The organism is Variovorax atrisoli (assembly GCF_014195185.1).
In the GTDB taxonomy this organism is placed as follows: domain Bacteria; phylum Pseudomonadota; class Gammaproteobacteria; order Burkholderiales; family Burkholderiaceae_C; genus Variovorax; species Variovorax atrisoli.
Genome location: NZ_JACIBG010000001.1, coordinates 554,925 through 567,142, shown reverse-complemented (window position 1 = coordinate 567,142; position 12,218 = coordinate 554,925). Strand labels below are relative to the sequence as shown.

The window sequence follows — 12,218 nt, the reverse complement described above, 5'->3', positions numbered from 1 at the left end:
CGCAACGACATGTCCAGGGCCGGCGCACCGGCGACTGCAGCGAATGCAGCGCCGCTGCCTCCGCTGAGCGACACCGAGATCGAGCTGCGCCTGCTGATGGAGGCCATCTACCTCAAGTACAGCTACGACTTCCGCAACTACACCACCGCCTCGCAGAAGCGCCGGGTGCTGTACGCGCTCGACCAGCTGGGATTCGCCAACATCTCCGCGCTGCAGGAGCGCGTGCTGCGCGACCCGGCGCTCTTCGGGCGGCTGCTGCAGTTCCTGACGATCCCGGTGAGCGAGATGTTCCGCGACCCGTCCTACTTCCTGGCGCTCAGGCAGCACGTGGTGCCGATCCTGCACACCTACCCTTCGGTCAAGGTCTGGGTGGCAGGCTGCAGCACGGGCGAGGAAGTGTTCTCGCTGGCAATCCTGCTGCGCGAGGAAGGGCTGCTGGCGCGCACCCAGATCTACGCCACCGACATCAACCCCGCATCGCTGGAGAAGGCCAGGCAGGGCATCTTCCCGCTGGAGGCCATCCGCGGCTACACCGCGAACTACCAGCGAGCCGGCGGGCGCGGCGAGTTCTCCGACTACTACACCGCCGCCTACGAGGCCGCGCGCTTCGACCCCTCGCTGTGCGCCGACGTGATCTTCGCCGACCACAGCCTGGCGACGGACAGCGTGTTCGCGGAAACCCAGCTCGTGTCGTGCCGCAACGTGCTGATCTACTTCAACCGCGAGTTGCAGGACCGGGCCCTGGGCCTGTTCCACGAGTCGCTGTCGCACCGCGGCTTTCTCGGGCTCGGGTCGAAGGAAAGCATCGATTTCTCGAGCTACGCCGACCGCTTCGACGCGCATGCGCGCGCCGAACGCATCTACCGCAAGAAAGCCACATGACGCGCCAGATGAAACGCCAGCTGCGTTCGCCGGTGCGCAAGCGCGTCGATGCCGTGGTGCTGGGCGCCTCGGCCGGCGGCATCGATGCGCTCTCGGTGCTGCTGGAAGACCTGCCCGCCAGCTGGCACATTCCGATGGCGGTGGTGCTGCACCTGCCCGAGGAACACGAGAGCCGACTGGCCGAGATCTTCGCGCAGCGGCTGCCCATTCCCGTGCACGAGGCCAACGACAAGATGCCCTTCGCGCCCGGCTGCCTGTATTTCGCGCCGCCGGGCTATCACCTGTCGATCGAGCGCGAGCGTGCGTTCTCGCTGAGCTGCGAACCGCCGGTGCTCTTCTCGCGCCCGTCCATCGACCTGCTGATGGGCTCCGCCGCCGACGTCTACGGATCGGCACTGGCCGGCTTCCTGCTGACCGGCGCGAACGAGGATGGCGCCGAAGGCCTGCACCGCATCCATCTGGCCGGCGGGCTCACGGCCGTCCAGGAACCGGAGGAAGCACAGATTCCCACCATGCCCCAGGCCGCCATCGCGCGCCATCTCCCCGACTACGTGCTGCCGCTGCGCGACCTGCGCGCCCTGCTGCTCCAACTGGAGGCCGTCCATGAACATTGACATCGAAAGCAAGCTGCTGCTCGTGGACGACCTGCCGGAAAACCTGCTGGCCCTGGAGGCGCTGATCCGCGCGCCCGGCCGCACCGCCTACCGCGCGGGCTCGGCCGAGGCCGCCCTCGCGCTGCTGCTGGAGCACGAATTCGCGCTGGCCATCGTCGACGTGCAGATGCCCGGCATGAACGGCTTCGAGCTCGCCGAACTGATGCGCGGCACCGAGCGCACGCGGCACATTCCCATCATCTTCGTGAGCGCGGCGGGCCGCGAACTGAACTACGCCTTCCAGGGCTACGAGAGCGGCGCGGTCGACTTCCTGCACAAGCCGCTGGACCCGCACGCCGTCGTCAGCAAGGTGAACGTGTTCGTCGACCTCTACCAGCACCGCAAGGCCCTGCGCCACGAGATGGACCTGCTGGCCGCCGCGCACAAGAAGCAGGAAGAGCTGGTGCAGCAGCTGCAGCAGACGCAGCACGACCTGGAGCGCGCGGTGCGCATGCGCGACGACTTCATGTCGATGGTGTCGCACGAGCTGCGCACGCCGCTGAACACCCTCTACCTCGAGGCGCAACTGCGGCAGCTGCATCTTTCGAAGGGCAACCTCGCCAGCTTCTCGCCCGAACGGCTGCCCGCGATGATCGAGCGGGACCAGCGGCAGATCCGCAACATGGTGCGGCTGATCGACGACATGCTCGACGTCACGCGGCTCAGGCGCGACGCGCTGTCCATCAAGCCCCAGCCGACGGATCTCTCGGCCCTGGCGAAGGCAGTGGTGGAAAACCTGCGCCAGCAGGCCGAGGCCGCGGGCACGGTCGTCACGCTGTCGGCGCCGGCCGAGCTGCGCGGCGCATGGGACGAATTCCGCATCGAGCAGGTGCTGACCAACCTGCTGACCAACGCGATGCGCTACGGCGGCGGCAAGCCCGTCGAAATGCTCGTGCAACAGTCGGGCGACACGGCCCGCGTGAGCGTGCGCGACCAGGGCATCGGCATCGCGCCGGAAGACCAGGCCCGCATCTTCGAGCAGTTCGAGCGCACCGACGACAGCCGCAAGCACGCGGCCGGCCTGGGCCTCGGCCTCTTCATCACCCGCAAGATCGTCGACCTGCACGGCGGGCGCATCGACGTGGAGAGCGCACCCGGAGAGGGGTCGCGCTTCACGGTCGAGCTGCCGCTGCAGGTGCCCGCCGTGCTTGCCAACCCATCTGACACCCAACCTGACGGAAAGAAGAGCTCCCAGTGAACGTGCTCATCGTCGACGACAACCAGGCCTCGGCCGACCTGCTGCAGGAGCTGCTGAGCCTGCTCGACCACACCGCGCGCTGCACCTACACGGCGCGGCAGGCGCTTGACGCGGCCGCCGCCGGAAGCTTCGATGCGGCGCTGATCGACCTCAGCCTTCCCGACCTGCCGGGAACCGAAGTGGCGCGACAACTGCGCGAGAGCACCCGCGAAGGCACGCCCAGGCTGCTGATCGCGATCTCGGGCTTCTCGGTGCAGGACTCCAACGGCCGCTCTGCCGAAGGGCTCTTCGACCACCATCTGCAGAAGCCGGTCGACTTCGCAAGGCTCGAGCAGATCCTCGCGGCCGGCGGCTAGGCGCTCAGCCCTCGCGGCTGCGCCTTTCCTTCCTGCCCTTGCGCGGGCTGCGCATCGCCTCGTAGCGATAGACGCGAAAGCCCTCGCGCTGCATGAAGCTCACCGGCTCCCAGCCGCGCGCCAGCGCGCAGTCGGTGATCTGCGCCATCTGCACGCCGAGGTAGTCCTGCAGGCTGTCGGCCACGGCGAGCTCGAACTTCCTGAGCTCGCGGTCCAGCGACTCCACCGCCGCGATGGCCGCGTCCACGCTGGTGAAGGGGCGCACGTGGGTCACGCCCTTGCTGCGCTCGGGAGTGCGCGGTTCGTCGTGGGGCTCGGCGCTGAAGTTCACGCTGGCGCCGCCCTCCATGCCGTTGAGGCCGCCGATGGCGCTCATGCTGGCCATGCTGCTCATTGCTGTGTTCATGTCATGAACCCCATGTCGCGCGGGTAGCTGATGCCGCTCGGCGCTGTGATGTTGTTGAAATTCTTCAGGTTCGGCAGGATGCCGTTGAGGTCCGAATCGGGCACGCCGAACCACTTGGCCAGCGTCGCCGCGTACTGGTCGACCGAGGTGGTCGGCAGCAGCCGCCCCTGCCCGACGTGCCACTGGTCGTCGTCGGCCGAGGTGTTGCCCACGCTCACCGGCGGCGGCGTGCCGTAGAAGGCCTTGCCTTTCACCGCGCCCGGGCCCTTGCCCGAACCCTTGTCAGGGCCGGTACCGCCAATCACGAAATGATGGCTGCCCCAGCCGTGGTCGGAACCGTTGCCGTTGCTCGACAGGGTGCGGCCGAAGTCCGAGGCGGTGAAGGCCACGACCTTGTCGGCGATCTGGAGGGCTTCCATCTGCGCCTGGAATGCGACCAGGGCGTCGGACAGGCGCTGCATCAGCGGCCCCTGCTTGGTGTCGAGGTCGTCGTGCAGGTCGTAGCCGCCCATGGAAACGAAGAACACCTGGCGCTTCACGCCCAGCGAGGCGCGCCCGCGGATGAGGCGGGCGACCATCTTGAGCTGGGCGGCCAGGTTGTTGCCGTTGGTGGGAAAGGTGACGTCCATGACATCGGACTGGATGGCGGAGGTGATCCTTCCTTCCGCCTCCACCGCGCGCAGCGTGACCTTGTTGTATTCGTTCTCCAGCGTATGGCCGCGCGCCTGTTGCGCGATCTGCTGCATGGCGGCCTTGACGGCCGAGGAGCCGTACACGCTGCCGGTTGCCGGGCTCACGCTGTTGATGCGAACCGCGCCGCCCGTGCCGACCTGGTACTGCAGCGCCTCGTCGCCCGACAGGAACACCGCGTTGCCCGCCACCGAGATGCAGGTGAACAGCGACGCATTGCGCTGTCCGCCGAGCATCAGGTCGCCGAGGTTGCCGCCCCAGCCGATGGTCGAGCCCTCGGGCGACGACGACTGCCAGATCGACTGCTGGTCGTTGTGCGAGAAGAGCTTGGGCGGAATCGGGAAATCCCGGCGGTTCGTGCTGTTGAACTGCGCGCGCGTGAGCGGCTTGATGAGCGGGCCGACGTTGAGCTGCACGGCCATCTTGCCTTGGTCGAAGAGCGTGGCAAGGCCGCCCATCGTCGGGTTCAGCGCGTACTTGCGGCCGCTGCCGAGCGCCACGTCGGGTTTGAGTTCGGTGGCTGCGAGGCCCGCGTACGGCAGCGCGATGCCGCCGCGGATGGTGCTGTACTTGTTGTAGCTGTCGGTGTCGAAGTTGACGAGCGTGTTGGCGTAGTCGTTGCCGCCGAAGAGGAAGACGCAGACCAGCGCCTTGTAGTCGTCGCCCGGTGCGGCCTGGGCCGCGGCCTCGCCCATGGCGGCGAGGTTGAGCGCGAAAGGCAGCGCGGTGCCGGCCATCGCGAGTTGGCCCGAGCGGCGCAGGAACGCGCGGCGCGTGTGGCGGGCGGGATCGATCAGGTGCATGTTCGGTTCGCTCCGGCTTCTGTCTTCATTTCTGCACGAGGTATTCGGGCGAGCCCATCACCAGCAGCACGCCGGCGCAGATGAGGTCTAGCCTGCGGGCGTCGGTGGTGGGGTTCGCCAGCGGCGCCTTGCTCAGCGCGTCGGTGATCAGCGCGACCGTGGCGGCCGAGAGCTGGTTGCCGGTGAGCAGCAGGTTGAGCCGGCGCACCAGCGCGGCGGGATCGTTCACCAGCGCCTTCTCGGCCGTATAGGTGGCGATCACGTCCTTGTTGTCGAAGCCGTTCTGCAGCTTGCCTTGCAGGAAGTTGAGATAGCCGCCCACGCTGGTCTCGTTGACCAGCTGGAACTCGGGCGCGACCATCTTGTTGCTGGCGATCGCGGTCGAGGGCGGCACGTAGCCCGGCCGGAAGAAGTTGAAGACCGAGGGCGAGCGCAGCGGGCACTGGCCCAGGCTCGAACTCGGATCGAAGGTATTTCCGATGTTCCAGTTGTCCGATGCCGAGCCGATGCCGAAGGTGCGCCCCCATTGCACGAACCGCAGCATGGGCTCGCGCAGGTGGCCGAAGTTCGGATCGGCAAGGCCAGCGGGGCCGCGCGCCTCGTCGTCGATCAGCACGGCGGCGAACACGCTCTTCATGTCGCCGCGCACGCCCGCGCCGTTGTTCGCGAAGATGTCGGCCACGCGCTTCACATAGGCTGGGCTCGGGTTGCTGGTGACCAGCCGCTGGATCAGCTGCCGGCCGATGAAGGGCCCGACGTTCGGATGGTTGAAGAGCGTGTCGAGCGCGATCTTCAGCGCCGCCGGGCCGGCCGTTCCGGCGGGAACGGTGGCGCCCAGGAAGCGTGCCTCCAGCATCGAGTGGTTGGCGGCCGTGAAGGCCATGGGACGCGTGGTCCACGCGTTGGTCTCGATGGTGTAGCTGGCCCCCGGAGGAGTGAAGCCGTTGCGCTCGGACGAGCGGATGTCGAGGTCGTAGCCGGTGAACACGCGCGCGAGGTTGGTCACGTCGTTCTGCACGTAGGTCTCGATCGGCTGGCCATCGGCGCCGGTCTTCACGGCGCCGTCGGCTTCGAGCTGGTAGAGGCCGATGGTCATGAGCTGCATGACCTCGCGCGCGTAGTTTTCGTCGGGCTGGCGGCCGGAAGCGTCTTCCTTTCTGTTGCCGCGGGTGTTGAGATAGAAGCCCATCGCGGGATTCAGCGTCACGTCTTCCAGCAGCTGGCGGAAGTTGGCGGTGACGCCGTTGGCGAGCATGTCCCAGTACTGGGCCATCATGGCCGTGGGCCAGCTCGATCCGATCTCGGTGCCCGAGACCACGAAGATTTCGCTGAGCGCCAGCGCCATGCGCTTGCGCACCGGATCCGCCGCCATCATGAGCTGGCGCCAGATCATGGCATCGGTTTCCACCTTGCCATACGTCTTGCTGTTGACCCACTCCCAGGCCGACGGCTGGCGCGGCGCGGCGAGCTGTTCGCTGAGCCACGGCAGGTAGCCCTTGGCGCGCACGGCGACGATCTCGTCCTCGGAAGCGGAGAACTGGGCCTGGAGCAGGAAGCGCGCGGCCTCCGCGTCGGACTGGGCCTGGGTGTAGTGGTAGGGGCCGGTATCGGGCGTTGGGGTGGCCGGGTTGGAGCCGGGTGCGACGCCACCGCCGCCGATAGGAAAGCCGAAGCCGCCGGCCCCGCCGCTCCCTCCTCCACCTCCGCCGCCGCAGGCGGCCAGCGCCGATGCGATCGAGAACGCAGCCGCTGCCTTCAGTGGGCGGGAGCCGTGAGGCGCCGCTGCGTCTTCCCGGGCGTTTGCCGTCTGCGCGACGTACACCACCTCGTCGGCCGGTGTTGCGGGCCCGGCCTCCAGCTGTTCCAACATGATCCTCGCTCCTGTGGCGCATCGGCGCCTGTCGGAGCGATCAAAGGCAAGCGGCATGCCCTGCGCAAAAACGGCAGGACAGGTGTCCAGGAGCGGTCAGGTCGCCACAAAAATGTGTAGCAATGTGACTTTTTAGTCACTCCTTGAAACAAAATTGGCATGCCAGAGGGCATGCCAGCGCTTCAGAAAGGATTCAGCAGGGGGCGCTTCAGTCGCGCTCGTCGTCCCAGCCGTTCGGCGGGCGGTAGGGATAGCCGGGCCCGTAGTAGATGCGTCCCGGAGGCGGCGTGTAGACCGGTGCGGGGCGGTAGTACACAGGAGGCGGTGGCCGGTAGTACACCGGCGGGGGCGGTTCGTAATAGATCGGCGCCGGATAGGGGTAGACCGGCGGCGGAGCGTAGTACGGCGCCGGATAGCCGCCGACCACGTAGCCGGGAGTGCCGATCTGCACCGACCAGCTTCCGCGCGCATCGGCGGCTCCCGCCGCCAGCAGCGCACCGAAGGCGACGGCACCGATGGCCGCCAGCTTGAAAACAGAAGATTGCGATTTGAGGTTCACAGTGGCTCCAGGCCTGAGGGGCGGACACGCCCGAGTGGATACGCAACGCCCGATACGTGCGCGCGGTGCACCCGGTGTCAGCCAGGCATCCTAGCCAAATGTCGGCACCGCAGGCAGTGACGCTGCAGCGCAGATCGACGCTCAGCGTGCGATTTCGCGGCGCGACAGCAGCACGTCGCCGCTGCTCGTGTTGAAGGCGATGGTCGGCGCGCTGAAATCGCTCAGTGGCGCGCCCAGGCCGATCTCGCCCCGGCCATGCAGCACGCACTCCTCGCGCCGCAGCGCTATCTCGGTGCTGGGCCCGTCGTTGCCGTGGAAGCGCACCCAGGTGCCGTAGGTGCTGACGTCGATCAGAACGCAGCTGCCGTGCCGCAACTCGATGCGGGCGTGAAGCCGCGAGACGCGCGGGTCTTTCACCACGAACTGCGCGTCGTCGACGCGGCCGAGATGGATCGGGAGCTCCTCGGTGCGGAACATGGAGCGCACGTCGAGCCACGCGAGCTCGATCTGGCCGAAGGAGGAATCGGGCATCCGCAGCGGCGCGAGCGCGGCCGGCACGGTGAGGAAGGACGTCACGTCCTCCTGCCAGTCGATGCGGTGCACCACCGACATCTCGCTGCGCCCGCGGATGTTGATCAGGCCCAGGTCGCGATGCTGCACGGAGCCTTCGCGCAGCTGTGAAATCACGGCGGCCGTCACCCAGATCTGGCCGGGCCCCGCAAGGTCGCTCAACCGCGAGGCGAGGTTCACGGCATCGCCATAGCAGTCGCCTTCCACCTCCACCACCTCGCCGCTGGCCACCCCGATCTGCAGCGCCATGCGCAGGGGCGCCGGCCATGCGAGCAGCCGCTTCTGGTGATAGCGCTGCAGCTCGATGACGGCATGCGTGGCCGCCGCCCCGCTGGAGAAGATCGCGAAGACGCCGTCGCCGAGCGACTTCACCACGCGGCCGCCGTGCGCCTGGCACACGCCGCCGATCCACTGCGTCAGACGGGTCACGGTTTCCGTGGCGCGCGCGTTGCCCATCGCCTCGAAGACCCTCGTGCTTCCCGTCAAATCAGCGAACACGACTGTGGAATTGACACCCATACCGTTTTGATTCTCGATTTCTGTCGATCGTTGTAAATGCCCGGGCCCCTCGTACCCCGGTCCCGCCACCTTTGCGGACATTCCATCTCCATCCGTTCCTATACGCACGAAATGGATCGATGGCTTCAGTATTCAGCAAGTGTCAGTGGCAGCGAGACGGGCATAAAAGGAGTCACGCTCAATTTGTAGTACTTTGGAAAACAAAATTCAACGGCCAGCGAAAACGATAAGTAAAGCGTGTTGTTTGCAAACAAGAAACATCGTTTCACATCTTGTGGAATGGTTAACTCAGGCTTAAGGTAGCGTCCGTTCCCGCTTTCGGCGCCACAACGCCCGTCCCATGTTCTTTCGCCGTCTTCTTCGTTTGCTGAACGTACCCGGCTCCGGATCGCACCGAGCGACGGAGAGCCAGCTGGGGCGCATCCGTACCGCGATGCTTTCGGCGCTCCAGGGCCATGGCGGTCACTCGGTCCAGCGGGTGAGCCAGCGCGTGCGGTTTGCCGCCGACGTCGAGGCGCTGTGGTACCTGCGGCAGGACGTCATGATCGCGCTGAGCGCCATCGACGGTGAAACCGCCGCGCGCCGCCAGATGAAAGCGATCAATAGCATGTTCAAGGGCGGACTGCCCGGCTCGATGGGGCCGCGAACGCATCAGCGCTTCACCAAAAACAATTGAATCTGAAACGGCCCCTCGGGGCCGTTTTTATTTTTAACGTTTTATTCCCTTTGTGTCTCAATCAGTGGGGGTGATCATGGTCATGTCCATCGTGATCGTCATGGCCATGTGCGTCCCTGTGGCCCCAAACGAGAAAAATATCACGCCCCTCTGCGGCCATCGACACCTTCGCCCCCACCGGCAATAAAACTTTTGTTTGAACGTGACCGAATGGCAGGCCAGCCAGCACCGGCACCTTCAGCGACGCGCGCAGCCGGTCGATCACCGTGTTCAGTCCGAACCCGCGGTCGTAACCCGGCACCTTGCGGATGCCCGTGAATTGCCCGAACACGACGGCACGCTGGCGCGCGAGCACGCCGGCCATCTTCAGTTGATCGAGCATGCGTTCGATGCGGTAAGGGTGCTCGTTGACGTCCTCGATGAAGAGCACGCCCTTGTCCACCGCCGGGAAGTACGGCGTGCCGAGCAGGCTGGTGAGCACGCAAAGGTTGCCGCCCCACAGGACCGCATCCTGCACGGGCTTGAACTCGAGGTCGACGTCTCGCGCCGGCATGCGCCATCCGGTGCCTTCGCCCTGCCCCGTGATCAGGTCGTCGAAGCAGGCTTCCATGATGTCGTCGGGGCCGGCCTCGGCGCCGAAGTCTTCTCCGACCGCAGGACCCGACCAGGTCACCGCGCCGGTCTTCGTCAGCAGCGCGTTCTGCAGCGCGGTGAAGTCGCTGCAGCCGACGAACTCGGTGCCCTTCTCGATCGCCTTGGCCAGGGCCTTGTAGGGAATGGCGTCGAGGATGCGCGTGAGGCCGTAGCCGCCGCGCGCGATGAGCGCCACGTCGGCGCCGCTGGCAGCCGCGCGCGAGATCGCCGCGAGCCGCGTGGCGTCGTCGCCCGCGAAGCGCTGGTGCACCGAGAGTGCCGCATCGTCGACCTCGACTTCATGGCCCAGAGCCTTGAGCCGCTTCACGCCGCGCCGGAAAGCGGCCTTGTCGCGGACCGCGCTGGAGGGAGAGTAGATGTAGATGTGTTTGGTCACGCGTTCGAGTATCCCATTGCGTTTCTCAGCTGCAGCGCGAGCGCCGCAGCCTGTTCCGGCGTCGGCCCCGAGGCCTTGGAGACAGGGCCGAGCGCGCGCAGCGCTGCCTCGAACCCTCTGTCGGGAAAGGGCGCGCGCCATGCATCATCGGCGCGCTCATGCCCGTCGGGCGCGACGAGCACCACCGCGAACCGACCGGGCGCTGCCGCCTGCAGGAGCGTGGCGAGTCCGGAGGCAGCCCGGCTGTGGACGAGCGCCAGCGCCGACGCATCGGGCCGCACGCGGTCCAGCCATTCGAGCAGCACGTCGCGATGCCACTCCAGGCGATGCGCTGCCTCGCGCTTGGGCTTGTCGCTCTTGCCGAAGCCGATCAGGTCGGGCACCAGCGTGCGCAGGCCCGTCACGCCCACCAGGTGCCTGAAGAGATAGCCCCATTCGCCCGGACCATGCAGGCAGAGGCAGCAAGCCGGATCGTCACCGGCGCCTTCGTCGACATAGTGCATGCGCCAGCCCTGAAGGCTCGGCAGGTCCTGCACGTAGTGCGGTGCGAAGTCGTAGCCGGCGAGCGCATCGAAGCGTGCGGGCGGCGTGCGCAGCGCGTCGTCGCGCAAGGGCTCGGCCTGTGCGCGCGCGGCGCTGCGCCGCTGCTGGAAGAAAGCCTGCAGCACCTCGGCGCACTCCTGGGCCAGCACCCCACCCTGCACCAGCGTGCGGTGGTTCAGACGAGGCTCTGCGAAAAGATCGAGCACCGAGCCGGCAGCACCGGTCTTCGGATCGGCTGCGCCGTAAACCACGCGGGCAAGCCGCGAATGCAGCATCGCTCCCGAACACATCGCGCAGGGCTCGAGCGTCACGAACAGCTCGCAGCCGTCGAGGCGGTAGTTGCCCAGCGCCAGGGCTCCTGCGCGCAGTGCATTGATCTCGGCATGCGCGCTGGGGTCGTGCTGCGCGACCGGCGTGTTGCGCCCTGTCGCGATCAGCCGGCCGTCCTTCACGAGCACCGCGCCCACCGGCACTTCGCCGGCTTCGGCCGCGAGGCGCGCCTCGGCGAGCGCGAGCGCCATCCAGTGTGCGTCGTCGTGCATCTCCTGGGAGTGGATCGCCTCAGTTGTCATCCGGCATCTGGCGCGTCTTGACGGCGGCGTCCAGCGCTTCCTTGACCTGTTGCTGCACCTGCTGCGGGTTCGCAGCCGCACCGCCGACAGCGGGCGCCTCGACGCCGGGCACCGCCGGCCGAGCGGAAGAGGCCACGCCGTTCAGCTGCTTCTTCGCGACCAGCCCGACGATCGCCAGCACGAGCACGAGTCCGATCAGACCGAGTCCCCGCACCTCAGCCGCCCTCCGCGACCGGCGCCCCGGCCGTCATGCCCAGGCGCCCCATCCACGCTGCCAGCGCCTGCTCGTCGGGCGTGCCCGCGCTGTAGACGGCATGCATCGCGGCATGCGATTCGCGGCGATGCTGGTTGAGCTTGATCTTGCATTGCAGCGCCGTCACGCGCAGCTCGAAGCCCACGATGCCGGCAAGCATCTTGAGCTGGAACTCCTCGCCGAGGTCGCGCCATTGCTGCGCGTAGGCGGGCTCGTGGTCATGGATGAGTTTCTTGAGCAGCACATCCTTTTCGGCGGGCTCCTCGATCAGCCGCGCCTCGACGGTGCAGTGAACCGCCAGGTAGTTCCAGGTCGGCACGCGCGCGAGGTCCGGGTAGACGGAAGGAGAGAGATAGGAGTGCGGCCCGAGGAAGGTGGCCACCGCCCGAGGCCTGGCCTGCAGGTAACGCCAGTGCGGATTCGGCTTGGCGCAATGGCCCCACAGCACCAGCTCGTCGCCCGCTCGCTGCTCGGCGACCAGCGGCAGGTGCGTGACGTACGGCAGGCCGTCGTCGTCGTTCGAGATCAGGCTTGCGAAGGGATGCGAACGCATCAACTCCAGCGCGATGGCCGGGTCCTTCGCATTGAACTGCGGGGGCATGTACATGGGGCGATTTCCTCCTGGCGCCTCGTGGCGA

At 67.2% G+C, this 12,218-nt stretch carries 14 protein-coding genes; 5 read left to right on the top strand and 9 right to left on the bottom strand.

What is annotated here, in order from left to right; translation table 11 throughout:
- Positions 1–9 precede the first annotated feature (9 nt).
- Genes FHY06_RS02855 through FHY06_RS02840 form a run of 4 tightly spaced genes read left to right on the top strand, consistent with a single transcriptional unit; the run spans position 10 to position 3,089 of the window.
- Positions 10–882, top strand: a complete 873-nt coding sequence (locus tag FHY06_RS02855) for a CheR family methyltransferase (protein ID WP_080647815.1) — start codon at positions 10–12, stop codon at positions 880–882.
- Positions 879–1,496: a chemotaxis protein CheB gene (locus FHY06_RS02850; RefSeq protein WP_184603257.1), complete on the top strand. Its 618-nt coding sequence runs from the start codon at positions 879–881 to the stop codon at positions 1,494–1,496. The genes FHY06_RS02855 and FHY06_RS02850 overlap by 4 nt, the downstream gene beginning before the upstream one ends.
- Positions 1,486–2,733: a hybrid sensor histidine kinase/response regulator gene (locus tag FHY06_RS02845; RefSeq protein WP_019652766.1), complete on the top strand. Its 1,248-nt coding sequence runs from the start codon at positions 1,486–1,488 to the stop codon at positions 2,731–2,733. Before FHY06_RS02850 ends, FHY06_RS02845 begins: the two co-directional genes overlap by 11 nt.
- Positions 2,730–3,089, top strand: coding sequence for a response regulator (locus FHY06_RS02840; protein ID WP_019652767.1), 360 nt, complete (start codon positions 2,730–2,732; stop codon positions 3,087–3,089). Before FHY06_RS02845 ends, FHY06_RS02840 begins: the two co-directional genes overlap by 4 nt.
- A 4-nt stretch (positions 3,090–3,093) precedes the next feature.
- Here the strand turns inward: FHY06_RS02840 and FHY06_RS02835 are convergent, their stop codons facing one another.
- From FHY06_RS02835 to FHY06_RS02815, 5 genes are all read right to left on the bottom strand, one after another.
- A complete protein-coding gene (locus FHY06_RS02835; protein ID WP_260309829.1) occupies positions 3,094–3,495 on the bottom strand; it encodes a hypothetical protein in 402 nt (133 codons plus the stop codon).
- Positions 3,492–4,988, bottom strand: coding sequence for a DUF1501 domain-containing protein (locus FHY06_RS02830; protein ID WP_019652769.1), 1,497 nt, complete (start codon positions 4,986–4,988; stop codon positions 3,492–3,494). Before FHY06_RS02830 ends, FHY06_RS02835 begins: the two co-directional genes overlap by 4 nt.
- A 25-nt stretch (positions 4,989–5,013) precedes the next feature.
- Entirely contained in the window at positions 5,014–6,858 is a 1,845-nt protein-coding gene (locus FHY06_RS02825; RefSeq protein ID WP_184603254.1) for a DUF1800 domain-containing protein, read from the bottom strand.
- A 208-nt stretch (positions 6,859–7,066) separates the two neighbouring features.
- Positions 7,067–7,417, bottom strand: coding sequence for a hypothetical protein (locus tag FHY06_RS02820; RefSeq protein ID WP_019652771.1), 351 nt, complete (start codon positions 7,415–7,417; stop codon positions 7,067–7,069).
- Between the two features lie 141 nt (positions 7,418–7,558).
- Positions 7,559–8,506: an adenylate/guanylate cyclase domain-containing protein gene (locus tag FHY06_RS02815; protein WP_019652772.1), complete on the bottom strand. Its 948-nt coding sequence runs from the start codon at positions 8,504–8,506 to the stop codon at positions 7,559–7,561.
- A 340-nt stretch (positions 8,507–8,846) separates the two neighbouring features.
- Between FHY06_RS02815 and FHY06_RS02810 the strand changes: the two genes are divergently transcribed.
- Positions 8,847–9,182 carry a hypothetical protein gene (locus FHY06_RS02810; RefSeq protein ID WP_019652773.1) on the top strand — a complete coding sequence of 112 codons (336 nt, stop codon included), beginning with the start codon at positions 8,847–8,849 and terminating at the stop codon, positions 9,180–9,182.
- Positions 9,183–9,243: 61 nt separating this feature from the next.
- On the opposite strand, the gene FHY06_RS02805 is transcribed toward FHY06_RS02810, so the two are convergent.
- Genes FHY06_RS02805 through FHY06_RS02790 form a run of 4 tightly spaced genes read right to left on the bottom strand, consistent with a single transcriptional unit; the run spans position 9,244 to position 12,187 of the window.
- Positions 9,244–10,212, bottom strand: a complete 969-nt coding sequence (locus FHY06_RS02805; RefSeq protein ID WP_184603253.1) for an LD-carboxypeptidase — start codon at positions 10,210–10,212, stop codon at positions 9,244–9,246.
- On the bottom strand, positions 10,209–11,297 hold the full coding sequence (tadA, locus tag FHY06_RS02800) for a tRNA adenosine(34) deaminase TadA (RefSeq protein ID WP_260309825.1): 1,089 nt from the start codon (positions 11,295–11,297) through the stop codon (positions 10,209–10,211). Before tadA ends, FHY06_RS02805 begins: the two co-directional genes overlap by 4 nt.
- 19 nt (positions 11,298–11,316) lie before the next feature.
- On the bottom strand, positions 11,317–11,541 hold the full coding sequence (locus tag FHY06_RS02795; RefSeq protein ID WP_145759274.1) for a hypothetical protein: 225 nt from the start codon (positions 11,539–11,541) through the stop codon (positions 11,317–11,319).
- 1 nt (position 11,542) lies between these two features.
- Complete coding sequence (locus FHY06_RS02790) at positions 11,543–12,187, bottom strand: FMN-binding negative transcriptional regulator (RefSeq protein ID WP_132750945.1); 645 nt, start codon at positions 12,185–12,187, stop codon at positions 11,543–11,545.
- Between the last annotated feature and the right edge of the window lie 31 nt (positions 12,188–12,218).